This window comes from Pseudomonas sp. DNDY-54, assembly GCF_019880365.1.
Lineage (GTDB): Bacteria > Pseudomonadota > Gammaproteobacteria > Pseudomonadales > Pseudomonadaceae > Stutzerimonas > Stutzerimonas stutzeri_P.
In genome coordinates this window covers 1,888,072-1,913,478 of the sequence record NZ_CP082271.1, presented here as the reverse complement: position 1 = coordinate 1,913,478, position 25,407 = coordinate 1,888,072, and the positions used below count along the sequence as shown (strand labels likewise).

General features: G+C 60.8%; 21 protein-coding genes, 2 pseudogenes and 2 riboswitches. Of the genes and pseudogenes, 11 read left to right on the top strand and 12 right to left on the bottom strand.

From position 1 onward, the window contains the following. Nucleotides 1-18: 18 nt before the first annotated feature. The 4 genes from K4O48_RS09010 to K4O48_RS08995 all read left to right on the top strand — a co-directional run bounded on the left by K4O48_RS09010 (nt 19) and on the right by K4O48_RS08995 (nt 4,252). Nucleotides 19-315, top strand: coding sequence for a GNAT family N-acetyltransferase (locus K4O48_RS09010; RefSeq protein WP_222911671.1), 297 nt, complete (start codon nt 19-21; stop codon nt 313-315). A gap of 75 nt (nt 316-390) precedes the next feature. Next, complete coding sequence (locus K4O48_RS09005; RefSeq protein WP_222911670.1) at nt 391-744, top strand: YkgJ family cysteine cluster protein; 354 nt, start codon at nt 391-393, stop codon at nt 742-744. Between the two features lie 28 nt (nt 745-772). After that, on the top strand, nt 773-1,114 hold the full coding sequence (locus tag K4O48_RS09000) for an FKBP-type peptidyl-prolyl cis-trans isomerase (protein WP_222911669.1): 342 nt from the start codon (nt 773-775) through the stop codon (nt 1,112-1,114). A gap of 174 nt (nt 1,115-1,288) precedes the next feature. Beyond that, nucleotides 1,289-4,252: a PAS domain-containing protein gene (locus tag K4O48_RS08995; protein WP_260523715.1), complete on the top strand. Its 2,964-nt coding sequence runs from the start codon at nt 1,289-1,291 to the stop codon at nt 4,250-4,252. 105 nt (nt 4,253-4,357) lie between these two features. Here the strand turns inward: K4O48_RS08995 and K4O48_RS08990 are convergent, their stop codons facing one another. From K4O48_RS08990 to K4O48_RS08965, 6 genes are all read right to left on the bottom strand, one after another. Next, on the bottom strand, nt 4,358-5,623 hold the full coding sequence (locus K4O48_RS08990) for a D-amino acid dehydrogenase (protein WP_222911668.1): 1,266 nt from the start codon (nt 5,621-5,623) through the stop codon (nt 4,358-4,360). 53 nt (nt 5,624-5,676) lie between these two features. Continuing rightward, a riboswitch (glycine riboswitch) is annotated at nt 5,677-5,778 on the bottom strand. Between the two features lies 1 nt (nt 5,779). Further along, nucleotides 5,780-5,877: riboswitch (glycine riboswitch) on the bottom strand. A 201-nt stretch (nt 5,878-6,078) separates the two neighbouring features. Beyond that, nucleotides 6,079-9,198 carry an ATP-binding protein gene (locus K4O48_RS08985; RefSeq protein ID WP_222911667.1) on the bottom strand — a complete coding sequence of 1,040 codons (3,120 nt, stop codon included), beginning with the start codon at nt 9,196-9,198 and terminating at the stop codon, nt 6,079-6,081. Nucleotides 9,199-9,619: 421 nt separating this feature from the next. Further along, nucleotides 9,620-9,970: a hypothetical protein gene (locus K4O48_RS08980; RefSeq protein WP_222911666.1), complete on the bottom strand. Its 351-nt coding sequence runs from the start codon at nt 9,968-9,970 to the stop codon at nt 9,620-9,622. 142 nt (nt 9,971-10,112) lie between these two features. Further along, on the bottom strand, nt 10,113-11,519 hold the full coding sequence (locus tag K4O48_RS08975) for a DegQ family serine endoprotease (protein ID WP_222911665.1): 1,407 nt from the start codon (nt 11,517-11,519) through the stop codon (nt 10,113-10,115). A gap of 270 nt (nt 11,520-11,789) precedes the next feature. Next, entirely contained in the window at nt 11,790-13,052 is a 1,263-nt protein-coding gene (locus K4O48_RS08970) for a DUF2254 domain-containing protein (protein WP_222911664.1), read from the bottom strand. A 93-nt stretch (nt 13,053-13,145) separates the two neighbouring features. Further along, entirely contained in the window at nt 13,146-13,817 is a 672-nt protein-coding gene (locus K4O48_RS08965) for an HAD family hydrolase (RefSeq protein WP_222911663.1), read from the bottom strand. Nucleotides 13,818-14,044: 227 nt separating this feature from the next. On the opposite strand from K4O48_RS08965, the gene K4O48_RS08960 reads away from it, so the two are divergent. Further along, entirely contained in the window at nt 14,045-14,632 is a 588-nt protein-coding gene (locus K4O48_RS08960) for a LysE family translocator (RefSeq protein ID WP_222911662.1), read from the top strand. A gap of 33 nt (nt 14,633-14,665) precedes the next feature. Here K4O48_RS08960 and K4O48_RS08955 read toward each other — a convergent pair whose 3' ends face one another. From K4O48_RS08955 to K4O48_RS08945, 3 genes are all read right to left on the bottom strand, one after another. Then, complete coding sequence (locus tag K4O48_RS08955; RefSeq protein WP_260523714.1) at nt 14,666-15,511, bottom strand: AraC family transcriptional regulator; 846 nt, start codon at nt 15,509-15,511, stop codon at nt 14,666-14,668. A gap of 247 nt (nt 15,512-15,758) precedes the next feature. Then, a complete protein-coding gene (locus K4O48_RS08950; RefSeq protein ID WP_222912183.1) occupies nt 15,759-15,947 on the bottom strand; it encodes a hypothetical protein in 189 nt (62 codons plus the stop codon). Between the two features lie 127 nt (nt 15,948-16,074). Next, complete coding sequence (locus K4O48_RS08945; protein WP_222911661.1) at nt 16,075-17,037, bottom strand: hypothetical protein; 963 nt, start codon at nt 17,035-17,037, stop codon at nt 16,075-16,077. Nucleotides 17,038-17,315: 278 nt separating this feature from the next. Between K4O48_RS08945 and K4O48_RS08940 the strand changes: the two genes are divergently transcribed. Both K4O48_RS08940 and K4O48_RS08935 read left to right on the top strand, forming a co-directional pair. Continuing rightward, nucleotides 17,316-18,407 carry a DUF1615 domain-containing protein gene (locus K4O48_RS08940; protein ID WP_222911660.1) on the top strand — a complete coding sequence of 364 codons (1,092 nt, stop codon included), beginning with the start codon at nt 17,316-17,318 and terminating at the stop codon, nt 18,405-18,407. A gap of 62 nt (nt 18,408-18,469) precedes the next feature. Next, nucleotides 18,470-19,738 (top strand): cation:proton antiporter, encoded by a 1,269-nt coding sequence (locus K4O48_RS08935; RefSeq protein ID WP_222911659.1) that lies wholly within the window; start codon nt 18,470-18,472, stop codon nt 19,736-19,738. A gap of 44 nt (nt 19,739-19,782) precedes the next feature. Here K4O48_RS08935 and K4O48_RS08930 read toward each other — a convergent pair whose 3' ends face one another. From K4O48_RS08930 to K4O48_RS20705, 3 genes and pseudogenes are all read right to left on the bottom strand, one after another. Further along, nucleotides 19,783-20,376 (bottom strand): exopolysaccharide biosynthesis protein, encoded by a 594-nt coding sequence (locus K4O48_RS08930; protein ID WP_222911658.1) that lies wholly within the window; start codon nt 20,374-20,376, stop codon nt 19,783-19,785. A 316-nt stretch (nt 20,377-20,692) separates the two neighbouring features. Then, nucleotides 20,693-20,857: pseudogene (locus K4O48_RS20710) on the bottom strand (general stress protein); the annotation flags it as partial. 15 nt (nt 20,858-20,872) lie between these two features. Then, a pseudogene (locus K4O48_RS20705) lies at nt 20,873-21,004 on the bottom strand (general stress protein); the annotation flags it as partial. 440 nt (nt 21,005-21,444) lie between these two features. On the opposite strand from K4O48_RS20705, the gene K4O48_RS08920 reads away from it, so the two are divergent. The 4 genes from K4O48_RS08920 to K4O48_RS08905 all read left to right on the top strand — a co-directional run bounded on the left by K4O48_RS08920 (nt 21,445) and on the right by K4O48_RS08905 (nt 25,387). Continuing rightward, the gene (locus tag K4O48_RS08920) at nt 21,445-21,615 is read left to right on the top strand and encodes a hypothetical protein (RefSeq protein WP_222911656.1); all 171 of its coding nucleotides are present in this window, start codon (nt 21,445-21,447) and stop codon (nt 21,613-21,615) included. A 505-nt stretch (nt 21,616-22,120) separates the two neighbouring features. Continuing rightward, nucleotides 22,121-23,788, top strand: a complete 1,668-nt coding sequence (locus tag K4O48_RS08915; RefSeq protein WP_222911655.1) for a cyclohexanecarboxylate-CoA ligase — start codon at nt 22,121-22,123, stop codon at nt 23,786-23,788. A gap of 35 nt (nt 23,789-23,823) precedes the next feature. Continuing rightward, nucleotides 23,824-24,591, top strand: a complete 768-nt coding sequence (locus tag K4O48_RS08910; protein ID WP_222911654.1) for an SDR family NAD(P)-dependent oxidoreductase — start codon at nt 23,824-23,826, stop codon at nt 24,589-24,591. A gap of 13 nt (nt 24,592-24,604) precedes the next feature. Next, a complete protein-coding gene (locus tag K4O48_RS08905) occupies nt 24,605-25,387 on the top strand; it encodes an enoyl-CoA hydratase-related protein (RefSeq protein WP_073299610.1) in 783 nt (260 codons plus the stop codon). Nucleotides 25,388-25,407 lie beyond the last annotated feature (20 nt).

Sequence of the window (25,407 nt, the reverse complement as noted above, 5' to 3'; positions counted from 1 at the left end):
CTAGCCAGAGGTAACGCAATGAATGACAACAACGCCACTGTACGTCACGACGAGAATGCTCACCGCTACGTGCTGGAGATCGGCGGCCAGGCCCTCGGTTTCGCGGAATATCAAGACGATGGCCTGCGTCGGGTGTTCACACACACCGAGGTCGACCAGAGCCTGTCTGGGCAAGGCATGGGCAGTAAGCTGGTTCGCGAGTCACTCGACGATGCCCGCCGGCGTGGCAAACGCGTCGTACCGGTCTGCGGGTTCGTTGCCGACTACGTAAAGAAGCATCACGACTGGGACGACATCATCGACTCGCCCGTGTAAAAAAAACGCGCGCGCTACGAATCGCCAACGTTTGGGGACTACCATGCGCGCCCCTTTTTTCTAAGACGCCCTCGCATGAGTTGTGCCAATCGCAAGATCGATCAGCTGCGCCGACAGATCCCCGGGTTTGCCTGCGAGCCCGGCTGCCACGACTGCTGCGGACCAGTGACAGCGTCGTCCGAGGAGATGGCGCGATTGCCGCACCGCAGCGACGCCAAACACGACGCCGCTTTGGCGAATTGGGATTGCGTGCACCTCGGCCCACATGGCTGCGAAGCCTACGCCGAGCGCCCGCTGATCTGCCGATTATTCGGCACCACCGCTAGCTTGCCGTGTCCACGCGGCCGCGGCCCGGAACACGCCACCGCACCGGATGTGGAGCAACAGGTGCATGAGCTTATCGCCAGCACTCGCCAGGTCTTGGTGTAACGCGGCCCTTCTACGAGAGTAAATCTGAATGAACAATGAACTGCAGATCGACGATCTTCAGCTTGGCGACGGCAAGGCCGTGGTCAAAGGTGCCCTCATCACCACGCACTACCGTGGCCAATTGGAAGATGGAACGCCGTTCGACTCGTCGTATGAACGTGGCAAGCCGTTCCAATGCGTGATCGGCACCGGACGCGTGATCAAGGGGTGGGACATCGGCGTCATGGGAATGAGGGTTGGCGGTAAGCGCAAACTCTTCGTACCCGCCCACCTCGCCTACGGCGATCGCCAGATCGGCGAGCACATCCGGCCCAATTCGAACCTGCTGTTCGAAATCGAATTACTTGAAGTGCTCATGCGGGATGACTGATTTATGACCGAGCGCACATTGTCGATAATTCATGCCAACTTTGTGACAGCCCTGTGATCAAAGCTCTCGACAGCGAGCTTGGCAACAATTAGCCACCCGGACGACCTGTTAACGGCATACCATAAAGGCCTTTTGCCACCACTGCGTTTTCTCTCCGTTGAAACGAGCCTTCCGATGACACTCGACACAAGCATGGCGCCCCAACCTGTTCACCCCGCCGTGTTTCCTGCGGCCGGCGGCGAGCTAGGTGAGCTCATTCGCGCCCATGATTGGAGCGACGCGGGACTGGGCCCACCGGCGCAGTGGCCGCAAAGCCTGAAGACCGTGACCGCCATGATGTTGTTGTCGCCGGTGCCTATCGTGGTGCTGTGGGGCGAACAGGGCATCATGCTCTACAACGATGCCTACTCGGTATTCGCTGCGGGCCGGCACCCAACCTTACTCGGGTCAGAGGTACGCAAAGGCTGGCCGGAGGTCGCTGACTTCAATGACCGGGTCATGCGTGTCTGCCTTGCTGGGGGCATCCTGGCTTACAAAGACCAAGAGCTCACGCTGCATCGCAACGGGCGGCCAGAGCAAGTCTGGATGAACCTCGATTACTCACCCGTATTGGATGAGACGGGGCGTCCGGCTGGCGTCATCGCGTTCGTCGTGGAAACCACGGAGCGCGTCCGGGCTGAGCGTCATCTGCTAGCGGAAAAACAGCGCCTGACGCAGCTGTTCGTCCAGGCACCCGGGATCATGGCGATGTTGAGCGGCCCGGATCATCGTTTCGAGATGGCCAACCCGGCCTATTGCAACCTTGTCGGCAATCGAACGCTGCTCGGTTTGTCAGTTCGCGACGCGCTTCCCGAGATAGCGCGGCAAGGCTTCATCAAGTTGCTCGATCAGGTGTACCGGACTGGTATCGCCTACGTGGGGAACGCCGTTGAGCTGACGATCCAACGCACCCCAGGAGACGCCGAAGAAACCTTTGTTCTCGATTTTGTCTTTCAGCCGGTGATCAATCGTGAAGGCGCGGTCAGTGGCATCTTCATGCAGGGCCACGACGTCACGCAGCGGGCGCTGGCGGAGCGACGGATGCACTTCCTCGATGGGTTGGGCAAAGCCATCGCAGTCAGCAACGATGCCGACACCATTCTTACGGTGACGACGCGGCTGCTCGGCGAGCACCTCGGTGTGTCCGTCTGCGCCTACGCGGATATGGACCCGGACGAGGACGGCTTTACGATCCGCGGCAACTGGGCGGCACCCGGCGCACAGGGGATCGTCGGTCATTACAGTCTCGCCGCGTTCGGTCAGCTGGCCGTGACCAGGCTGCAGGCCGGCCAACCGCTGATTCTCAACGACAACGCCAAGCAATTACCGCCGCACGAAGCTGCCACCTTTCTCGACATCGAGCTGGCCGCGACGATCTGCCTGCCGCTGATCAAAGAAGGCAAGCTGACGGCGCTCATGGCGATCCACGACAAGGCACCACGCGTCTGGAAGCCCGAGGAGCTGGCCCTGCTGTCCGAAGTGACGGAGCGCTCCTGGGCGCACATCGAGCGGGTGCGCTCCGAAGCGGCTGCGCGACTTGCTGAACAGCGCTTTCGACAGGAGCTCGAGCGTCAGGTGGCTGAACGAACCGCCGCGCTGGCCCAGAGCGAGGCGCAAATCCGCACCGTAGCGGCCAGCTCGCACCTGTATCAGTGGCTGCTGAACAACGACGGTACCATCGTCTACGCCAACCCGACCTCGCTTGCCGGGGCAAGCGCCCAACCTGCGGACGTGATTGGCCTGCCGTTCTGGGAAGCGCCCTGGTTCGCCAGGACACCGGGCATGAAATCAATTGTCATGGCGTGTGTCGCGACCGCTGCGAGCGGCGGAAGCGACTACCTGAGCATGCAGCTCGAACTGCCGGGCGGAACACGCTCGTTCGATTTTTCCATACGCCCGGTTCTCGACGAGAACGGCGAGGTGGCCGGACTCGTGCCGGAGGCCGTGGACAGCACCGCACGGGTGGAAGCGGAGCAAGCGCTTCAGCAAGCTCAGAAAATGGAAGCGCTGGGTAACCTGACGGGAGGCATCGCCCACGACTTCAATAACCTGTTAACGGCAGTGATGGGCAACCTCGAGCTGTTGCGCAAGCGGGTCCCTTCGGACTCTCCACTGTTACGGCTGATCGATAATGCGCGCATCGGTGCTGAGCGGGGCGCTTCATTGACCCGTCGGATGCTGGCCTTCGCCCGCAAGCAGGACCTATTGGCCGAGCGGATACAACCGGGTCAGCTCATCGCCGAGATGACAGAGTTATTGGAGCGTTCACTCGATCCGACCGTGATCATCGACACCCGCGTCGACCCCGACCTGCCCGAGATTGAAGCCGACCCCAATCAACTACAGACGGCCGTGCTCAATCTGGCGCTGAATGCGCGTGATGCCATAGGAGGTCAGGGTCGGATTCTGATCAGGGCACACTGCGAGCGATCGAAAGGTCAGCACGGCCTGATGCCCGGTTTGTACCTATGCCTGTCGGTCACAGACCAGGGCCACGGCATGGACGAAGCCACCCTGCAGCGCGCCACAGAGCCCTTCTATACCACCAAGGGGGTGGGTAAAGGCACGGGGCTCGGGCTGTCCATTGCGCACGGTTTCGCCGAACAATCTGGCGGCGCCTTGGTATTGTCCAGCGAGGTCGGCATCGGCACCACCGCGCAGATCTGGCTGCCGGCAATACAAGGAGAAGCTACGCGGTCGATTGACGTCAGTGTCGAGCTCGGTAGCAGCGAGACCGGTCTGGATCGCCTGAACATTCTCGCCGTCGACGATGACGTGCTGGTGCTCTTCAATACAGCGGAAATGTTGCGCGATGAAGGGCATCACGTCGTTACCGCTCATTCCGCTGCGCAGGCGCTGGAGCGCTTGCGCGAGTCGCGGTTCGATCTGTTGATCACGGACCACGCGATGCCAAAGATGACCGGCGCGCAGCTGGCTCTCGAGGTGCGAAATGAACAACCGAGCCTGCCCGTACTGCTGGTGAGTGGCTATGCCGAAATACCGGCCGGTACAGCTGCAGGAGAGCTTCCTCTGCTGGCGAAGCCGTTTTCCCAGGCAGCGCTGATGCAAGCGATCACGGAAGTCATTTCTAGCGAGTGATCAATGCGCCAAGCGCTTACGCGGCGATGCGTGGGCGCTCTGAAACCTTATTCCCACGCCGAAAACGACGGCTGCGGCTGCTGCCACAGCCACCGTTATCGATCATCACGCGTGGACGGGCTGCGCTCCGCTTGGAGTTGCTGAAGCAGTGGTCCCCAACGAGTCGCGTACTACGTCACCCACCATGTCAGCGGTGATGGCGCAAAGCGTCCAGCCAAGGTGGCCGTGGCCCGTGTTGTAGAACACGCATGGCGAACTGCCGCGACCAACCTTAGGCATCATGTTTGGCATCATCGGTCGCAGCCCGGCCCAAGGCACCACGCTCTGCGTGCTGACGCCTGGGAAACACTCGGCGACCCACTCCACCAGCGGGCGAATTCGATCAGCCCGAATGTCACGGTTGTAGCCGTTGAACTCGGCCGTTCCGGCAACGCGCAAGCGGCTATCCCCCAGGCGACTGGTCACCAGCTTGGTCTCGTCGTCCAGCAGACTTACCGTAGGTGCGCCAGCGCGACTGGCCTCGTCGTTCAGGTTCACCGTGATGGAATAGCCCTTCACAGGGTAGATGTTCACGCGATCACCCAGCTGCGACGCCAGCGCCCGGCTGGCAGTGCCCGCGCAGATGACGATGCCGTCGAAGTGCAGCGTCTCTTCGCCGGTTGGAGCCGCGAGGGTTACGCTCGCGCCTTTGCCATCCGTCGCCACGCGTCGAACGTCCTGCCCATAGCGACACTCCACACCAAGACGGATCGCTGCCGAAGCCAGACCATTGGTGAATTTATGGATATCGCCAGTCGAATCGCACTCGGTGTAGTAGCCGCCGTAATACTGCCCGGCCAAGGTCGGCTCGATGGCGCGCATCTCGTCTGGCGTCACGCTGCGCCGTGGTAGCCCCCCTTCCGCCAGCATGGTCGAGACTTTACCAGCATGGTCGAAGCCAGCCTTGTCGCGGTAAATATGGAGAATGCCGGCCTTCTTCAGATCGAAGTCGATACCCTCTTCCTCGGCCCAGGCGAACAAGTGTTCCCGCGCGGCAATCGCCATGCGTGCGGTTTCGACGGTGTTGTGACGGTACTGCGGGATTGAGCCGATGAACTCAGCGAACCAGGAGAGCTTGTGCCAGCTGGGTTTGGGATTGACCAGCAGCGGCGCGTCGCTCTTGAGCATCCATTTGATGCCTTTGAGGATGGTCGACCAGTGCGTCCAGACTTCAGCATTGGACGCTGATAGCTGACCACCGTTGGCAAATGACGTTTCCATCGCCGCGTAGCGATGTTTTTCGAACAGCGTCACGGCGAAACCGCGCTTGGCCAGCGCGTAGGCGGTGGTGATACCGGTGATACCGCCACCTACAACAGCAATATTTTTCATTATGCAAAGCTCCAGACGTCAGGGGTTAGAGCTCGTCCGCATCAAGCGGATCGAACGCCCCCTCTGTTCTGGACCTGAGAGTTTCACGAGTGGAGACTCGCTTGCTCCTTCGGTGCGGCGGGCGACGACGGCCCGACGGCTCTTCAGAGTTGCAAACCTGTGGTAACGGTCCTTTTGCCTGAGAGTTTCCGGGGCGGTTGCTCCTTCGGCGCCGCAGCCGGCCAGGCCGCTGCAGTCTCTCCCGATACCACATCATTGCTGCGCCAGGCCGGAGAGGCGCTGGCAGCTACAACATAGCCGCAAAGGTGCCAGAAAAAACCGGTTACGGCACCCGCTATTTTTGCTGTCCGCGAAAAAACCAGAGGGGGTATGCCGGCGAGCAGATTACCGGCACACCCGGCACAGTTGTGGCGCTGAGACCGCAAGCGCTGGATCGACTCTCTCTGAACAATCGTTCACACCCCGACGACGGCTATCAGCCGGGCGATGTCGACGGGCTTGGTCAGGTGAACATCGAAGCCGGCTTCGAACGCGTTCTCTCTGTCGCTCGGCTGTCCCCAGCCGGTAATGGCTATTAGCTGCACCGGGAACGTCGTGGGCTCGGCGCGAATCTTCCGAGCAACCTGATCGCCTCGCAGGCCTGGCATACCGATGTCCAACAACACGACCTCTGGCCGGAGCTGCTGATAGCGTTCAAACGCCTCGTTGCCGTCAAACGCCAGATGCACCTCATGCCCTTCCAGGCGAAGAATCTCAGCCATGGTTTCGGCAATATCATGATTGTCGTCGGCAACCAGTATGCGGCGCTTGCGCTGTGTGCCGGCTTCAATGGTGCTGCTGCGCTCAGCTTTAGGAACAGCAGGCTGCACCGGCAGTATCAGACTGAATTCGGCGCCCTGTCCCAGCCCTTCACTGCGCACGCGAATGTCCGCACCGTGCAGTTTCGCCAGGCCCTTGGCCAGCGCCAAGCCAATCCCAAGCCCTGTATTGATGTGTGTGCCGGCAACCGGAACTTGGGCGAAGCGCTCGAAGATCAGCCTGAGATGTTCCCGTGCGATCCCCAGGCCGTTATCGGCGACCGATACCGTGGCGGTTTCCCCTTCATGCACGGCGGTGACGCGAATCGAGCCGCCATTTGGGGTGAATTTCGCGGCGTTATTGAGCAGATTGGTCAGGATCTGTTCGAGCCGAAGCGGATCGGCGTCCAGCAAAATCGGTTCCGTCGGCATCGTCACGACCAGCTCGTGCTGCTTGGACTCGATCTTCGCTCGCGCCGTCTCGATGGCCGCCTCGACGACCATACGCAGATCCAGTTGCTCCTTGCGCAGCACCAGCTTTCCAAGGGTAATGCGAGATATATCGAACAGATCATCGAGCAACAGCGCCATGTGCCGCACCTGTCGCTCGATGATCTCCTGGCTGCGTGCTTTTTGGGCGCCCGAGGCGCTCGGGGAACCAAAGATTCCGGCGGCCAACCTGATCGGTGCGAGCGGATTGCGCAGCTCGTGCGCCAGGGTGGCAAGGAACTCATCCTTGCGCCGGTCCGATTCGAGGATGGCCTGCTCCTGGTGCTTGGCCTGGGTCACATCGGCAAACCACACGGCGATGCTGTTATCGAATGGCGTGGCGACCAGCCGAACCCAGCGATCGGCTTCAAACGCGGTGCTCTGCAACTCCACGTCCCGTGGCTCTTTGAAACGAACAACATCTTGCAGGGTCAGCAGCGCTTGCGGGTTGGCATCCGCGCCGAGCACCTCGCGCAGGCGCCGCCCCGTCAGGCTGGACACCGTCCCGCGCAGGTTGGTCGCGCCGGTCGGATTGATGAACTCGAGAACGAAATCATCCGGACTTCCGCCTGGACTCATGACCGGCGTCACGATGGAAAACGGCACAGTGGACGAGTCCAATGCGACCTGTAATCGCTGTTCGAGCATGCCAACTTTCGATTGCGCCCGTGCGCGATCGATGAAAACCGCTGCCATCCCTGCCGCGAGATCGGCCAGCCGGATCTCCCGTTCAGTCGGCGAGCGCGATTCCCTGAGCTGTACCGTCAAGGTGCCGAATACGCTGTCGTCGCTGTGCCGAATGGGCGTGCTGTGCACCGAGCGGAAGCCTTCACGGCGTGCCACCGAGACGAACTCGCTGAAGCGCGGATCCGTCTCGGTGTCGGTTACCACTACCCGGCTGCCCTGCTGAACAGCGATGCCGCACGCCCCAAGGCCGGGTTGTACGTTATCCATGAACGCCAGCGAGTCGAGCGAAAACCCTTTCGACGCATGGATGCGAAGCGGTGATCTCCCATCGCTGAGCGCCAGCAAGCCATGGGCGGCGCCGTGGAGCTTGCACAGGGTTTCGATGATGGCTTGCAGCTGCTCGTCGAGCGACGGCATCTGCAGTAACCGGTTGCTCAGTTCCTGTACCAGCTCCAGATCACTGACCTGCTGGGTCAGATCCTGCTGCGCCAGCTCAAGGCGGGACAACATGCTGTCTCGCTCAGCTTCGCTCGCCTTGCGGGCCTGTGCCGCCATGGCAAGCGCGCGGCCAACTTCTCGAATCTCTTCGATTTCGCTGTCTGGGGCGTCGACATTTGCTCCTTCGCCGATCGCCTGCGCGGCCCGCCGCAGGTGCCTCATGGGCACATTGATTCGCCGCGTAGCGAAAAGCGCAGCCGCCACCGCCAATCCAAGGGACAGCAGCAACCCCCCGCCGTACAGCGTATACGCGCGTGTCGCGCCGGCTTCCACCACATCGGACGGCACGCCGGTCGCCACGACCCAATCGGACCGCTCCAGACGGACAAACGAGGTGAACGTGGGAATGCCTTCTACTGTTTTGGACAACCCGATCCCTTCCGTCCTCGCATTGCTGCCCAGCAGGGCGACAAGCGATGGAGAGGCAGGTTGCCCCATCGTTTCCTGGTGACGCAATGCGCGGGCGATACGCACACCGTTGGCATCCAATACGGTATTGACCCAACCGGTCGGTAGCCTTCGGTTGGCGATAACATCGGCGATCGCCTGCGGCTTGAGCACCGCCGTCAATACGTAACGCAAGCCGTGATCGTCGTGCACCGGAACACGCAACGGAATGCCCCAAACGCCGCCCGGTCCCTGGGTCATACTGCCAACCTGGGGTTCACCGGTTCGGATCAGCTCATCGAAACTGCGCCGTTCACCGATCATTTCTGACTCAGGGGCATCGTGCATGGACACACGCCGAATGACTTCACCTTTGGTCCCGACTACCAGCACGGCGTACCAGCTGGGCACGGACGGCAACACGCGACGCACCATGTCGGCAAACCCGTCGATGTCGTCACTATCAAGCAAAGGGGATTGCGATAGCGCCTGCAGGACATTGAGTGACCGGCTGAGCTCTACCTCGACGGCCGTCGCGGCCAGGCGCGTGGCCTCCAGACTGCGCTGCTTCGCCAATTCCTTCTGCTCACCGACAATCGAGAGCATGCCCAGCCCGGCGACCAGTGCTAGCGGCAAAATCCCAGCCAGGGCAATCGTCAACAGACGACTACGCAACGGCACGGTACGCCGCGGCTTGGCTCCACCTAACGGATTCAAGATAACTTCACCTCTAACGGTCCGGTTGGACCTGGGCAGGAACGATTTGCGAAGCGGTGCAGCAACGGATGGGACGCACTAGCTTAAGCGATCTGCTCGCGGTCAGCATGGCTTCATAGAGAACCGGAGCATCGCCCAGCCCCGCTCCCTCGAAGCCACACGTCGCTCATCAGTGAGCGAGCAAAACCGTACGTGGGGCAAAATCCAGAGATACCAGCCAACCATGAATTTGAGCGTCGCGACATCCGACCTGGCTCGGATACCTCGCGGTCTCAGTCGGTTCCTTTGCACGAACGTTTTTGTGCGTCGTTCACCATTCATGCAAGGGCATGCGCCTGCCGTTCCGGTGGTGCAGGCCGTGAGGCACCGCGTCTGAGCGTTTCATGGTGATCCAGTCTTAGCGACGACACCGCTGACGCTGTCATTCATCCCGAATGCAGCTCAGGACGGCGTTCAAGGTCGAATCACCGTACTCGCCGCTCATCGTAAGCGCGCGACGCTCCTCGGGCGCGACGATGGTGATGGGGCTGCTATTCAGCCCCGGCGACGCTTCGGTCTCGCCGGGGAGCAGCTGGCATGCAACCTTGAACTGCTCACGGTTAGTGATAGTCACTTGGACCCGGCCGGACTCGATACCCGCCTCGGTGTCGGTGGCCAGATCGCTGACCTCGACGTTGACGTTCAAGTCGTTCAGTTCACGTTCGAGCTCCAGTGGAGCCGCCGCAGCCAGCGCAGGCAGCATCAACAGGCCCAGCGTCACAGGAAATTTCATCGAAGCATCCTCGAATGTAGTCAATCCATATGGAGCTATTGGTTGGCGGCGAGTTCGCGGACTGCACAGCGCCGCGGAAGAATGTTCAGCCCAGACGAAAAAAAGCCCGCGCGAGGCGGGCTTTTTGGCGGAGGGTGGAGTGCTATTTGGGCAGTTTGAAGGTGATGAAGCTCGCCCGGCCTTCACGCAGCACGCGCATCGATACTGAACGGTTTTTCGGCAACGCCTTGACCACGCGGGTGAAGGTCTTAACCGAGTCAATGGCTTCGTTGTTCAGGTGCGTGATGACATCACCCGGGCGTAGCCCAATCATTGCCGCAGGGCCTTGGCTGATCTCACGAATCACCACGCCTCCGCTGATTTCAAGCGCCTGACGCTGCGCCTCGGTCAGTTCAGCCACAGACACACCCAGCCGGTTATCACTGCTCATGGCGCCGCCCGAACCACCGGCCGAGGCCAGGAGATCGCCCTCTTCAGGCAATGCGCCAATTTCAATGCTCAGATTCTTGCGGTCGCCATCACGAACAACCTCCAGCTTTGCCGTCGAGCCTGGCTTGAGCGCACCCACCAAATGCGGAAGGTCGCCGGACATGTCGATGGATTTGCCGTTCAAGCTCAAGATCACATCACCGACCTTGAGGCCCCCTTTAGCGGCCGGACCTCCATCCATGACCTGGGCGACAAGCGCGCCGGCCGGACGGTCGAGACCAAACGATTCAGCCAGATCCTTGTTTACCTCCTGGATGACCACCCCAAGCCAGCCGCGGCTCACTTTTCCATCTTCACGTAGTTGATTGGCGACATCCATGGCGACGTCGATCGGAATCGCGAACGACAAGCCCATGAAACCGCCCGAACGGGTGAAAATCTGCGAGTTGATGCCAACCACTTCGCCGTCCAGATTGAACAGCGGCCCTCCGGAATTACCCGGATTGATCGCCACATCGGTCTGAATGAAGGGCACATAGCTCTCGTTGGGCAGGCTACGACCGGTCGCGCTGACCACACCGGCTGTCACGGTGTGATCGAAGCCGAACGGCGAGCCGATGGCAACGACCCACTCGCCCGCCTTCAACTCCTCAGAGTTACCGATCTTCACTGTGGGCAGATCATCGCCATCGATTTTCAGCAGGGCGACATCACTGCGCGGGTCGGCCCCCACCAGCTTGGCTTGCAGCTCGCTACGGTCAGGCAGGCGAACCATGATTTCGTCGGCGTCGGCAACAACGTGGTTGTTCGTCAGCACGTAGCCATCTTCAGAAATGATGAAGCCAGAGCCCAGCGATTGCGCTTCTCGACGGCGATCGGGCTGCTGAGGCATGCCGCGCTCGAAGAACTCCCGGAACATTGGTGGAATGCCTTCCAGATCCGGCATTTGCACCGGTCCGCCACGCACGGGCTTGTTCTGCTTGGTACTGATGTTGACCACCGCCGGCGAGGCGTCCTCAACCAACGGTGTGAAATCGGGTAGCGCGGCCTGTACCACCAGCGCTTGGGCAAATAAAGCGACGCCGGCCACGACAGCCAGGCAGTTTTTAGGAACGATCATGGTGACTGCTCTCCCACGAATGATTAGCACCGACCCGCTCTGGCGCGATGCAAAAGTCTAGGTCAAAAAAAACAGCGGGCTGCCGCTTCAGTACGGCTGTTTCACGAACCAACAGACCGCCGCGGCAAACCCACCCAATGGAGCTGGCTGTTCCGTCAGCCTGGAGGAGACTCTACGCTGACGACGGTCAGCTTCGTGTGAAGCGGACGTAAAGGAAAAGTAAGGTTTGGCACTATGCGCTCGCAACGCAAGACCACCGTGCGGCATCGGCTAAACCGCTGGCCCTGCCAGACCACCCGCGGCGCCAGCCTGTCGCACGCGCTGCCAGTCTTCGGACAAGGTCAAGGCGGCTTCAGCTCGTTTGAGCGCCAGCTCCGCCTGTCGCTGTGCGGCGACTGTGACGGCCGCGTCGCCGAGGCGACCCAACGAAGCCAACGCTTCCTGAATCCGGATCCCCACTTCGACGATCGCCGCGCCGTCACGCGCAATGGGCGTAAAGAAGTCATCCAACATGTCCGCCACGCTCAGCCCTGGCGCATAAACCCGGTCATACTTCGGCTCCTCGGGCGGCACTGGCCTGGACAGATGCGACAGCACCCGGACGCCCCGCCCGATGACGTCGACGGCCGTGCCCTGGTCGTTGATACCCGGCGACAGCGCCCGCGAGGCAACCTCCGCCATAACGGTGATACCGAAGCGCGGGTCGCGCTCGAAGGTGCGCTGCGCGCCAATAACGAAGGCATTGCGAAGTGCGTCGTCACACTCGGCTTCGATTCCGATGGACCAGGCGATCGGCTGGGTCGGCTCGACAAAGACGCCTGGTAGTACGCAGATGTACACCGCGCTGTTTTCCGACTTCGTCAGCTCGCCCAACGCGGGCATATCGATGTGCTGCACGAAGCCAACCTTCTCCGCGTATAACGGGCGTGCGCCCGGCAGTGCAATCGGGTCAACCTCAAGCGGGCAGCCGCCGAGAAAAGGCTGGTTCATTCGTTGGCACAGCGCGCCGGTGGCTGCCTTTTCCACGCGCGCAGTGGTTTCGGCAACCCTACCCAGTCCCGACAGCTGGTCAATCCAGCGCAAGAGCGCATAGACGACCAGAACGACCACGGCGATGGTCGCTGCGAACAATACGACCCGGCCTTTCTCCCCGTACAGCCCGGTACTTAACGCAATGATGCCGACCAGGCTGAAGATAAACGACCCGATGAATGTTGACAGGGTGTTCTGTGTCGTGGGGTCTTCGACCAGTAGCGAGATGGCCCGCGGGGTCACGTTGCTGGTCGCCGAGCCGTAAGCCGCCACCATAATGCTTAAGGAAAACGTGGTCACCGCAAGCATGCTCGACGCCAGCACACCCAGGATGTTATCGACCGCATCCGAACCAATTTTGGTCGGCACGTCATCAGGAATATAGGGCGCCACCGCCAAGGCCAGTAACGCGGTTGCAATGCCGAGCACCGAATACAGGCTGGCCCTGAACCAGGGCCGCTTGCTGATGCGGATGAGAAACCATTTCCAACGCTTGACCATCTGTATTCGCCGATTCGTCCGATTCAGTACAGACAAGACCAGGCGATGACCGTTGCGCAAGGCAAGCAGATTGATCTCATCCAGGCCGGCGATCTACGCCTCCATGAATCGGGCGACCGTCGCCGGCAGGTCGCGCATGTCGTTGATGACTGCCGAAACACCCAGCTCGCGCAGCGCCTGGTCATGCCCGGCCGGAATGTGGCTCGCGCCGGTGAAACCAATCACCTGCATCCCGGCGGTACGGGCGGCCAATACACCGGTCGGGCTGTCTTCAATCACCAGGCAGTGCCCGGGCGCCACGCCCATGCGTTCGGCGGCCAGCAGGTAAACGTCAGGGGCAGGCTTCGGCGAAGCCACCATCTCTGCACAGAAAATATGGCCCGCAACCCGCTCGGTCAGGCCGGCCCGGCGCAGTGACGACTCGACATTGTGCAGGCGGCTGTTCGACGCCACTGCCAGCGGCAAGTCGATGGCACACAGCGCCTCCCGTACTCCTGGGATCGCCTGGACCTCTTCCGCCACCACCTTCTCGCTTTGTCGCCGTAAGTCGGCATCGAATGTCTCGGGCATCTTCAAGTCGAAGCGCTTCTCGATGAGGTCAATGATGCAGGGCACCGTCAGACCGAACGTTCCTTCCAAAGCGGCGCTCAGCCTGTCGGACGGGACATGCAGGCTCAACGCCTCGAACAGCACACGGTGGCTGATGATTTCGCTGTCGACGATCACGCCATCGCAGTCGCTGATCAGCAGGTCAATAGTGGCCATCGGGTCTCCTTAGGTAAGTTGCGAGGTTGGCGCGCGGCGCCTCCAAATGTGGAGACAGGCCTTGGACTGCGGCGAGCCCAACGAGTTTTACCGGCCCTACCACCGCATGACACGCGCTACTGCTACCCACGGGCTTGATACGCACGGGTGCGCATTTTCTTCAATACCGGGCACAACGTCCGCGCCTATCGTCGCGCAGTCATCCCTGCGTGAAACAAGGGCTTTCGATGAGCCTGTTGCTGTCCATGGCCGCCTTTGCGCTGGCCTCCTCCATCACACCCGGCCCGGTGAACATCGTTGCGCTTACTGCGGGCGCGCAATTCGGCCTGCGCGCCGCCATGCGCCACGTCAGCGGTGCAACCCTCGGCTTCACCCTGCTGTTGCTGCTGATCGGTCTTGGGCTCAGTGAGCTGCTGAACCGCTGGCCCTGGCTGACCCAATCCATCCGTCTCGCCGGCGTGCTGTTCCTGCTGTACATGGCCTATCGGCTTGCACGGGACGATGGCCGGCTGAGCACCGACAAACCGACCCTGCCGCCGACGATGCTGTACGGGGCAATGATGCAGTGGCTGAACCCGAAGGCCTGGCTAGCCTCGGTGGCTGGCATGGGGTTGTTCGCCGCTGCGGGCGATGCGCTATCGGTAGGGCGTTTCGCCGTGATTTATTTCGTGATCTGTTACGTCTCGCTGGCCTGCTGGGCCTACGCCGGTACGTTTCTCCAGCAGTACCTGAACAACCCTGGGCGGATGCGGTTGTTCAACCGGGCAATGGCGGCGCTGCTGGCTGCCTGTGCGGCCTATCTCGTGCTGCCCTAAGAGGATTGGGCGCCCTCTCGGATCGGGCTCGCGCTAGGCGCGGCGCTGGCCACGGTAATGGCCGGGCGTCGCCGCCAGCAACTGTTTGAACGCCCGCTGCAGATGCGCCTGATCGGCAAAACCCGCGGCCAGCGCCACGTCCGCAATAGGCAGCCCGCGACGCAGTTCAGCGCGCGCGAACTGCACCCGGCGGTTGGTGAGATAGGCGTGAGGTGTCATGCCGTAATGCTTCTTGAAGGCTCGAATCAGGCTGGACGGCGACACCCCGACCGTCGCACAGATCTCCTCCAGCTTGATCGGTCGCTGATAGTTCGTGGCAATGAACTCCGCCGCGCAACCTAGCTTTGGCTCACTTACAGGCGCGGCCGGCTCCATCCCTAACCGTCGGTGCATGGCGCTGAAGAACTCGATCGCCGCGCCGGATTTTTCTAGCGGCTCCGCCTGGTCATCGATCAGAACGGCATGGAAGCGCTTGAACCCTTCGCGCAACTGCGGATCGCGCGTCATGACCGGTGTGAAGCGCCGAAACCCAGCCCAGCCCACGCCTAGCTCGGCCTGCAGTTCGCCAAGCCATTCGGCATCCACGTACAGCATGCGATACGCCCAAGGCTGGTCCTCGATCGGATTGCAGGCATGTACATCACCGGGATTCATCAGCACCAGCGTCCCTGCGTCGATACGAGTTTCATGACAACCGTTGATATAGCTGCTTGAGCCGCTGTCGATCAGCCCCACTGAGAAGGTTTCGTGACTGTGTCTGGCGTAACAGACGCGACGCCCATCCGCGACGGTACGCGCCTCGATGAACGGCAGCGCCGAGTCCCGCCAGAAAGCGGAGCCCGAATCAGCGTGCCGTTGTGTCATGTTCTGCGGGTGCATGGAGGGTTCGTCGCGGCTATTTCAAGACGTCTCAGCGTAGCCGAAAACAAGCCGGGTCATGGTGCCGAATGACGGGCTTAGTCTTGTGTGGCGCGGTTGTTCCTGCAAAGGAACGAGAATAGAAAGGCGCCTGATGGGCTCTACCCGCTCAGGCGCGAAACAACTCAAGGCTAACGATAAATCCGTGTTTACTCATCAGCTGACTATTCACGTGTTTCCTTTACGTGCAGCTGGGAATACGGGTCGCTTAACGGGTCGGTTCGACGTCGCCGCCAGCGCCGTTGCTAGCCGGTGGCGTGGTGCCGACAGGCGGTGTGACCGGCGCCTGCGGTTGTTCAGTCGTCGCCGGCGGCGGATCGACATCGTCCGGTTCATCAGGGCCGCAGCCCACCAAAAACAAACCAAGCACCGCAGGCGCTAAATAAGCAAGACGCATGGAACCTCCTAGAGCGCGCGGGCCGCCTCAGCCCAGCGCTATGTCAGGTTGAACATCAGGCAGCTCGATTGACCCCTGAAGAGCGTCGGAGTGCCCGCCCCATCTGCCATAAAACGACATATGCGCATCAGAGAATTTCCAGCCCCTCGCATTTGTAGTCGCCGATGAAAATGTCGTCCTGCAGAACTTCTCCATCCAGGTTGAAGCAGAACAGGTAGCTTTCGGTGCGATTGCCGATCTCAACACTCTTCAGGCCGATACATTCGTCCGGATGGCCCGGCAGGATTTTGAACGAGGAGATGCCCCGCTCGGGAGTACGGTCGCCGACCTGCAGGGTTCGAATCTCGCTGAAATCTTCGCTGGCAATGATCAGGGTGTTGGCGCCGCGCTCGCGCTCGTCCACCGCCACATCGAACGGCAAGGTAGATATCTTTCGTGGGAAGAACAGCCATTCACGGCGATATGGGTGCCATTCAACCGCCTCGTGTATGACATAGCCGTCCGGCCCGATGCCCAGCGCGTCGCGGATACGCTGATAACGATCTGCCCAATTGACGCTGCGCACGCCGTAGTGACGGTCGATGAGCTTCACCCACTCCTCGGTTGGCCGCTTGCCGTGACTGCCGATCAGCAGCTGATCGTCCCACAGCGTCGCCCATTCGCTCTTGAAGCCTTTGAAGGCTTCGTCACCGCTGCCCGTCATGAGGATCTGACGCGGCACCAGCTGATGCTGATCGCGAATCTCGCAGACCAGCCCGGTTCGATCATCGAAGGTCACGAGGCGTTTGCCGAACATTACCAACTCAGAAAACTCGGCACCTCGCCCGCCCTCGGCGAACAGGCTGATCAGCCGGAACTCACCGCCATGCTCCTCCGGAATATCCTCGAAACGATAACGAGGCTTGCCGGTTTCGGCGTCCACATGGCGATAGAGCCGATCATGGCGCAACGTCGACTGCCAGGTAACCTGACCATCGCCCAGCTCAACCTGGGAGGCATGGTCTTCATCCGTGATGATGGCCAGCAGGTACTCGTTGGTACTGTTGTCGTAGCGTTCCAGTCGCCGAATATCGAAGTTTTTGTCGGTCATGAATCGGTCTCGATTGCAGGCGCCGCCAGCAAAAGCCGCGCACCGATGGATTGGTTTGAATTCGGCCAGCGCATGCCGAGCGAGTTCAGTCATCGAGCCGCTTTAGCTGGGCGTTCGCAATCGCGCAGTCTGCGCAGCAGCTTCGTTTGTTTTATTGTCCAACCCCCACAGCTCAAGGCAAACGGGACGGCATGACCTTTCATTTCCATCACCAACAGGCTTCGGCCAGGGTTCTCTCACCAAACGAATCGTCGCAGCGGGCGATCGTCCGGCGCGTCATGCGCCGTACGCTTGCGTGCACCAGCGCGCTCGTGCTGCTGGGGTTGGCTGGTTGCGGTACGCAGCAACCCGAGACGCCAGCGCCCCGACCGGACGAGGTCAAAGCCAAGATTGTTCAGCTGATCCCATCCAGCATTCCCGACCGCAAAGGCTGGGCGGGCGACATCTACGCCGCATTCGATGCACTCGAGATCACGCCTAACAACGAGAACATCTGCTCGGTGCTTGCCGTCACGGTTCAGGAGTCCACCTTCCAGGCGACACCTCCCGTGCCTGGCCTGGCCAAGATCGCCCGTGAAGAAATCTACCGGCGCGCCTCGCGGCTGCATGTTCCCCGCTTTGTGGTCAACGCCGCGCTGGACGTTCGCTCGCCCAACGGCAAGACCTATAGCGAACGGCTGAATGCGGTGCGCACCGAGGAACAGCTGAGCGCGATCTTCGATGACTTCCTCAGCATCATGCCGCTCGGCAAACAGCTGTTCGGTACGCTCAATCCGGTGAAGACCGGCGGGCCGATGCAGGTCAGCATCAAGTTCGCCGAAGACCGCCGGTGGGACTATCCGTTTGAGTACCAGGGCTCGATCCGCGACGAAGTATTCACCCGCCGCGGCGGAATGTATTTCGGCATCGCCCACCTGCTGGACTATCCCGCCAGCTATACCCAACCGCTGTATCGCTTCGCCGACTTCAACGCGGGCTGGTATGCCAGTCGCAACGCGGCGTTTCAGAACGCAGTGGCGCGTGCCAGCGGCACGAAGCTGGCGCTCGACGGCGATCTGATCATTCATGGCAGCAGCAAGGCTGGGCAAACCGAGCGGGCGGTGCGTTCACTGGCCGGCAAACTGGATATGAGTGAAACCGCGATTCGCAACGCGCTGGAGCGCGGCGATACCCACGGCTTCGAGAAGACCTCGCTCTATGAGCGCGTTTTTGCACTGGCCGAAAAGCGCGTGGGCAAACCGCTGCCTCGGGCGGTGCTTCCCGGTATCCGTCTGGAAAGCCCTAAGATCACGCGCAACCTGACCACCGCCTGGTTTGCCAACCGGGTCAATGACCGGCACCTGGCCTGCATGAAACGCGCTCGGGGCTGATTGGCGGAACGAATCCGTGCGGCATGGCTCGCAGTAGGTTCATAGGCAACACAGGACCGGTCATGAACCAGTTGAACCTTGCCCTTGCCATCATGGGCAGCGTCGCGGTCGGTGTGGCGCTGTTCTCAGCGCTCATCAAGCGCAGCCCGGTCTCCGAGTCGGTCATTGCCGTGCTGATCGGTCTTGGTGTCGGCCCGTATGGGTTGGCCTGGCTGGATCTGGCACGCTGGGGCGACCCCCACAGTATTCTCGAACAAGCCGCCCGCCTCACCTTGGCCATTGGCCTGATGGGCGTGGCGCTCCGGCTCAAACGCGCCGCGATCAGGGCCTTGCTGCGCCCCATAGCCGTATTGGTGACGTTGGGCATGCTCGGCATGTGGATCGTGTCGTCGGCGTTGGCCGGCTGGCTGCTTGGTTTGTCGGTTTGGGCTGCACTCCTACTGGGCGCCATCGTGACGCCTACCGACCCTGTCGTCGCGAGCTCTATCGTTACCGGCAAGTTTGCCAAACAGCATTTACCGCTGCGCCTGCGGGACACGCTGTCGGCCGAATCGGGAAGTAATGACGGGCTCGCCTATATGTTCGTCATGCTGCCGATCCTGATGATCAGCCATGCACCAGACCAGGCAATGTCGCGCTGGCTGGTGGAATCCGTACTCATCGGCGTGATCGGCGCGGTTGTGCTGGGCGCCGTGATCGGCTTGCTCGCGGCGAAGCTGCTGGCCTTGGCCGAGCGCCACGGTCTGGTCGACGGAACCTCGCTTCTCGGCTACACCGTTGCGTTCTCACTTCTTACGCTGGGGCTGGCCGAGCTGCTGCATACCGATGGCGTGATGGCCGTGTTCGCGGCGGGCTTGTTGTTCAACCTGTTCAGCGACCGGGAAGAAGAGCACGAGGAAGAGAACATTCAGGAAGCGGTCGCCAAGCTGTTCACGCTTCCCATGTTCGTCATCTTCGGAATCGCCCTGCCGCTGACCGAATGGGCCTCGCTGGGCTGGCCATTGTTCTGGCTGACTCTGCTGATCCTGCTCTTGCGACGCTTACCGGTCCTGATGGCGCTGGCGCCCACCTGGCAACCGCTGCTTAACAGGCAAGATACCGCGTTCCTCGGCTGGTTCGGCCCGGTGGGTATCGCCGCCATTTACTACGCCGCGCTCGCACATAGCCATCTGCAGGACCCTCTCTTCTGGCACGCCGCCAGTGCGGTGATCTTTGCCTCGATCCTGCTGCACGGCGTCACCGCGGCGCCGCTGACGCGCCTTTATGCTCGCGGGCCCGGGCCGACGCCCACGCGCACGGCGCACCTGGATCAACCGAAAGAAGAACGCTAGCGGCGTGAGAAGCGGCCCCGTTTGGGGCCAGCGGGCGCGGTCCGTTAGCCGGTCAATCCCGTCCCGACCAGCACAAACGCTCCCAGGGTAACGACCAGGCCCAGAACGACCAACAGTCCGTCGCGCGTGGTGATGCCAAGGCCGAACAATGCGATCGCTGAGAACGGCGCCGTGCTGGCGAATGGCAGCAGCTCAAGCGGCGGGACGGACGTGGCCAGCATCACGCAGAGCACGGCCAATACGCGAAGAAACCCTTTGCTGATAGCCCAGCTGAATCGCTCACGGCTGATTTTGTCCAGCCACCGAATTACCGGCCGAATTTTGTTCAGGCCCTTCTCGAGCTTCTTGGCGCTGACCGCGCGGTGGCTCAAAAACCCCGGGACCCAGAAATGCTCGCGTCCAAACAGCATCTGGATGGCAAATAGCGCGACGATCAATGCGAGTAACGTCGGGACACCGGGCACGCCACCAATCGGGCTGATTTCGATGATCGCTGGAACGAACAGGAAAGGGCCGAAACTTCGTTGGCCGAGGCAATCCTGCATATCACTGACGGCGACCGTGTCGCGGTCATCGCCGAGACTGATGATCTCGTCGATCACCTGCTCCAGATCGCCAGGCTGGCTACCTTCAGCCATAGACATCCTCCATTGCGGGTGCCTGAGTTAATTGTCTCGATATTTATGAATACGAACCTCGGCACTTTCGAAGCCGGGCGCTGCCTCTACCAGTGACTTATATCAGAACGGGCACACTGCCTCTATAAGAGGAAAATAATAGCAGTACGCTCGATATAATTAACGCAACGCAGCTTGGATATAATATCGACGTTATATCTATATATAAGAAAAGAATAAAAGACGTGAAATAAGGCACACTACTAACCAGGCAATAAAAAGACGGAGCCCATATAAATGGGCCCCGTCTTATCGGTGCTAACGAACCGCTAGCTCATCAAGAGCTACGGCCACCGCCGTGGCTGTTCTGGCCACCTTTCTTACCGGCTTCGGAGGCCTTTTCGCGATCATTGGCAAAGTTGCCGCCGCTATTCTGGCCGCCTTTCTGCCCAGCTTCGGATGCACGCTGTGGATCGTTGGCGAAGTTGCCACCACTGTTCTGACCGCCTTTCTGGCCAGCTTCAGAGGCGCGCTGCGGATCGTTGGCAAAGTTGCCGCCGCTGTTATGGCCGCCCTTTTGCCCAGCTTCGGAAGCCTTCTCGCGATCGTTGGCAAAGTTACCCGGATTTCCGCTCTTATCATTCGACATGAGATCTCTCCAGTTACTTGGTTTTACTATTGAACAAAGCGGCGGATGCATTACAACCGCCTCACTATCTCCGAGGCCATCAACCGGCGGATAGTTCGAAAAATCTTGAGTTCTACGATGAACGGTTAATTGCCGCCAAAGGCCATCCAGTAACACTGGTTATAACTATGTAGCGCAGCACATGATTGCACTTCAATAGCAACGAATCGGCAACATCAGTATTGGCGCCGCTTATAGGCCGGCACGCACTAGGGAGTTATAAACATGGCACGGCGACGCTCATCTAACCGTTCGTCTCCACTGTGAGATTTTATACTGCTTGTCAACATTCTGTAATCCATTCCGGGCAGTCTCAGCTCCATGGAAAGCCGCGACGGCTGGCGCAAGGATGCGACTTATCCAAGGACCACCAACCACTCGACCGAGATATTGGAGGCCGTATGAGCAGCAAAACCCTGGAAAGCCTGGTGAAGCAAACAGACCTCAGTGCGAAGCAGCCGCTGGAGTTCTGGCGGCAGCTACGGCGCAGTAGAGACGACTCTCGCCCGAGCGCAGCTGCATTGGCGAGACGGGCGTCGATGGACCTCGGGTTCTGCGCAGCCGGGCGGTAACGATCGAGACACCCCGGGGGCCTAAACACTAACCCGCCGCCCCCACGGACGTGCCGCACCTGCGGGCTCAACGTTCGGTGCCCCCACGCCATCACCCTCCCTCCCCCTCAGCCAGGCGCAGCTTTAGAACAGCCGGCGAGAGGCCGTTCGACTCCGATTTACTCGAAATCCCAGTACGGCCCTGCATCGCGTTCAGCATGAGTAAGCGACTGGCTATTCGATCATTTGAAACCTAGTCAGCCGGCTCCGCTATGTTGCCATCGACCTAGGCTTGTCACCCTTCGCCCTCAATTTTCTCGCACGGATCAGACGCGCTTTTCTTGCGGAAGCGTGCCGGACCGCCCTGCGCTCAAGCATCTGAACATCAACACCAAGCCTGACCTAGCTACAAAGGACAACATGTTGACATATCGATAAGTCAGGCCTATTTTCTGTTCCAGCGATCAGACGTTTCCTTCGCCCACTATAAGAACAACGTAATCGAACGATATAGGTGGAATAGTTCATGAATATCACCGCAACGGTGCCATCCGAACGTCGCGCATCAATGATCAAAGCCGGCGCCTGGAATGACATGATCATTACTGACTATCTGGATTTGGCGGTAGCAAGCAGGGCCGACGCTCCAGCCCTCATCGCGTACCGCGTAAACCAGAATGTGCGACGCGCGTTCAGCTATGCCGAACTTGATCACGTGGTTCGGCGCATGGCCGCCGGCCTGGCGGCGCTCGGTGTCAGCAAAGGTGCGGTGGTGTCCTGCCAGTTGCCCAATTGGTGGGAAATGACCGCCCTGCACCTGGCGTGTGTACGCATCGGCGCGGTGCTCAATCCGTTGATGCCGATTTTTCGCGAGCACGAGCTGCGCTTCATGCTGGGCTATGCGCAGAGCCGCGTATTGGTTGTACCGCAGACATTCCGCGGCTTCGATTACGCCGCGATGGTGGACGGGCTACGCACCGAACTACCGGCGCTCGAGCATGTACTGGTAATCGACAGCGACGATGAGAGTCGTTCCTTCCAGCGGGTGCTGCTGGATCGCGCGTGGGAAGAGGAAACCGACACCCAAGTGCTATTCGCCGAGCGGAAGCCGCACGGCGATGACGTCGTCCAGCTGCTTTACACATCCGGTACTACGGGCGAGCCCAAGGGCGTTCTGCACAGCAGCAATACGCTGTTCAGCAATATCCGTCCCTACGCCGAACGCCTGCATCTGGGCAGCGACGACATCATGTTCATGGCGTCACCGCTGGCTCATCAGACCGGCTACCTCTACGGCCTGATGATGCCCATCTACCTGAAAAGCGCGTCTGTACTGCAGGACGTATGGGACCCAGCGTTTGCCGTCAAGGTCGCCAAGGCCGAACGACCAACCTTCACCATGGCGTCGACACCCTTTCTGGCGGACCTGATCGAGATTGCGCCACAGCACCCAGAAGAATTGTCCTCGTTGCGTGTCTTCGTCTCCGCCGGCGCGCCAATACCGGGCGCGCTGGTGGAGCGTGCGGCTGCCGCCATCCAGGCCAAGATTGTCTCCGCGTGGGGGATGACCGAGAACGGCGCCGTAACCATGACCCGGCCCGAAGACGAGCCGGAGCGCGCGATCAACAGCGACGGCGTCGCAGTGCCCCATATGGAAGTGCGCGTGGTCGATGAGACGGGCGAAGACGTACTGCGCGGCACCGAAGGCAACCTGCTCGTTCGGGGCGCCAGCCTGTTCATCGGTTACCTCAAGCGCCCGGATCTGTACAACGTCGATGACGACGGCTGGTTTCCCACCGGCGACCTGGCGCGGATGGACGCTGAAGGCTACATCCGAATCACGGGTCGCACGAAAGACGTGGTAATCCGCGGTGGCGAAAACGTACCGGTCGTGGAAATCGAAAACCTGCTCTACAAACACCCCGCGATTTCTGCAGTCGCGCTGGTGGGCTGCCCTGATGACCGTCTGGGCGAGCGGCTTTGCGCGTACGTCACCCTCCATGACGGGCATCAGTCGCTCAGCCTGCAGGATGTAGTCCGCTTCCTCACGGAGCAGCGCCTGACCCGCAACTACTTACCGGAATACCTCGAAGTGCTGCCTGCATTGCCACGCACACCGTCCGGGAAGATCCAGAAATTCAAACTGCGTGAGCAGGCCAAAGGCATCAGCCTCCCGGCCGCCAAGCCCGCCTGAACACCCCTTCCCTTTGCATTCGCTGGAGATCCGATATGAAAGGCCTATCTGGAAAAACCGTGATCATCACGGGCGGTGGCGGTGGCATTGGCCGCGCGCTCTGCCTGCGCTTTGCCGCCGAGGGCAGCCGAGTCGCGGTGCTCGATCGTGACGAAGCAGCTGCGCAGAGCACAGCCGAGCTTGTCACCGAAGCCGGCGGCAACGCAGTGGCCTATGCCGCGGACATTACCGACTACGCCGCTATCGTCGAAACGGTAGAAAAGATTGGACGCGACCTGGGTGTGCCAACCGTGCTCGTCAACAATGCGGGCTTCGACCGCTTCATGCCGTTTCTCAAGACCGAGCCAGGCATGTGGCAGCAGCTGATCGATATCAACCTGACCGGCGCGCTCAACATGCACCACGTGGTGCTGCCGAAAATGCTCGAAGCCGGCGGCGGCAAGGTCATCAACATTGCCTCCGATGCCGCGCGCGTCGGCTCCTCGGGGGAAGCGGTCTACGCCGCATGCAAAGCGGGCTTGATCGGGCTGTCGAAGACCTTGGCGCGGGAGCTGGCCAGCAAGAACATCAATTTCAACGTCGTCTGCCCCGGCCCCACCGATACCGCGCTGCTGAAAAGCGTGGCGGCCACGTCGAACAATCCGGAGAAGCTGCTTGAAGCGTTCAAGAACGCCGTTCCCAAGCGTCGTCTTGGCCAACCGGAAGACTATCCCGGCATCGTCTGTTTGCTTGCTAGCGACGATGCCGACTTCATTACTGGACAGGTCATCAGCGTGTCCGGCGGACTGACCATGGCTGGCTGAACAGGAGCTCAACATGAACTACGAAGACATCCTCTACAGCGAAGCCGACGGCGTCGCGACCATCACCATCAACCGCCCGGAGCGCTACAACGCGTTTCGCGGCCAGACCTGCATGGAGCTGCTCGACGCCTTCAACCGGGCCGGTTGGAACAAGGCCATTGGCGTCATCGTATTCACCGGCGCCGGCGACAAAGCCTTCTGCACGGGCGGGGATCAAGGTGCGCATGAGGGCCAATACGACGGTCGCGGCCTGATCGGACTGCCTGTCGAAGAGTTGCAGAATCTGATTCGCGAAGTGCCCAAGCCCGTCATCGCGCGGGTCAATGGATTCGCCATTGGCGGCGGGCACGTACTCCATGTGGTCTGCGACCTGAGCATCGCCTCTGAAAACGCCATCTTCGGCCAGGTCGGCCCAAAGGTCGGCTCGGTCGATCCCGGCTATGGCACCGCATACCTCAGCCGGGTGATCGGCGAGAAACGCGCCCGGGAGATTTGGTACCTGTGCCGTAAATACAGCGCGCAGCAAGCGTATGACTGGGGCCTGGTCAACGCCGTGGTGCCCCACGCTGAACTCGATGCCGAAGTGAGTAAGTGGTGCGACGAAATTCTGGAAAAGAGCCCGACCGCCCTCTCCATCGCCAAGCGCTCGTTCAATGCCGACAGCGCCAATATTGGCGGGATCGGCGGGCTCGGGATGCAGGCGCTGAGCCTGTACTACGACACCGACGAAGCCAAGGAAGGGACCGCGGCGTTCAAGGAAAAGCGCAAGCCGAACTTCCGTCAGTTCTACAAGTAACGCATCCGCACGGAGCCGGG

What these genes read in the sequence shown, in the direction of transcription:
- K4O48_RS09010 (WP_222911671.1), top strand. Translation starts at nt 19, where the DNA reads ATGAATGACAACAACGCCACTGTACGTCACGACGAGAATGCTCACCGC.
- K4O48_RS09005 (WP_222911670.1), top strand. Translation starts at nt 391, where the DNA reads ATGAGTTGTGCCAATCGCAAGATCGATCAGCTGCGCCGACAGATCCCC.
- K4O48_RS09000 (WP_222911669.1), top strand. Translation starts at nt 773, where the DNA reads ATGAACAATGAACTGCAGATCGACGATCTTCAGCTTGGCGACGGCAAG.
- K4O48_RS08995 (WP_260523715.1), top strand. Translation starts at nt 1,289, where the DNA reads ATGACACTCGACACAAGCATGGCGCCCCAACCTGTTCACCCCGCCGTG.
- K4O48_RS08990 (WP_222911668.1), bottom strand. Translation starts at nt 5,623, where the DNA reads ATGAAAAATATTGCTGTTGTAGGTGGCGGTATCACCGGTATCACCACC.
- K4O48_RS08980 (WP_222911666.1), bottom strand. Translation starts at nt 9,970, where the DNA reads ATGAAATTTCCTGTGACGCTGGGCCTGTTGATGCTGCCTGCGCTGGCT.
- K4O48_RS08975 (WP_222911665.1), bottom strand. Translation starts at nt 11,519, where the DNA reads ATGATCGTTCCTAAAAACTGCCTGGCTGTCGTGGCCGGCGTCGCTTTA.
- K4O48_RS08970 (WP_222911664.1), bottom strand. Translation starts at nt 13,052, where the DNA reads ATGGTCAAGCGTTGGAAATGGTTTCTCATCCGCATCAGCAAGCGGCCC.
- K4O48_RS08965 (WP_222911663.1), bottom strand. Translation starts at nt 13,817, where the DNA reads ATGGCCACTATTGACCTGCTGATCAGCGACTGCGATGGCGTGATCGTC.
- K4O48_RS08960 (WP_222911662.1), top strand. Translation starts at nt 14,045, where the DNA reads ATGAGCCTGTTGCTGTCCATGGCCGCCTTTGCGCTGGCCTCCTCCATC.
- K4O48_RS08955 (WP_260523714.1), bottom strand. Translation starts at nt 15,511, where the DNA reads ATGCACCCGCAGAACATGACACAACGGCACGCTGATTCGGGCTCCGCT.
- K4O48_RS08950 (WP_222912183.1), bottom strand. Translation starts at nt 15,947, where the DNA reads ATGCGTCTTGCTTATTTAGCGCCTGCGGTGCTTGGTTTGTTTTTGGTG.
- K4O48_RS08945 (WP_222911661.1), bottom strand. Translation starts at nt 17,037, where the DNA reads ATGACCGACAAAAACTTCGATATTCGGCGACTGGAACGCTACGACAAC.
- K4O48_RS08940 (WP_222911660.1), top strand. Translation starts at nt 17,316, where the DNA reads ATGCGCCGTACGCTTGCGTGCACCAGCGCGCTCGTGCTGCTGGGGTTG.
- K4O48_RS08935 (WP_222911659.1), top strand. Translation starts at nt 18,470, where the DNA reads ATGAACCAGTTGAACCTTGCCCTTGCCATCATGGGCAGCGTCGCGGTC.
- K4O48_RS08930 (WP_222911658.1), bottom strand. Translation starts at nt 20,376, where the DNA reads ATGGCTGAAGGTAGCCAGCCTGGCGATCTGGAGCAGGTGATCGACGAG.
- K4O48_RS08920 (WP_222911656.1), top strand. Translation starts at nt 21,445, where the DNA reads ATGAGCAGCAAAACCCTGGAAAGCCTGGTGAAGCAAACAGACCTCAGT.
- K4O48_RS08915 (WP_222911655.1), top strand. Translation starts at nt 22,121, where the DNA reads ATGAATATCACCGCAACGGTGCCATCCGAACGTCGCGCATCAATGATC.
- K4O48_RS08910 (WP_222911654.1), top strand. Translation starts at nt 23,824, where the DNA reads ATGAAAGGCCTATCTGGAAAAACCGTGATCATCACGGGCGGTGGCGGT.
- K4O48_RS08905 (WP_073299610.1), top strand. Translation starts at nt 24,605, where the DNA reads ATGAACTACGAAGACATCCTCTACAGCGAAGCCGACGGCGTCGCGACC.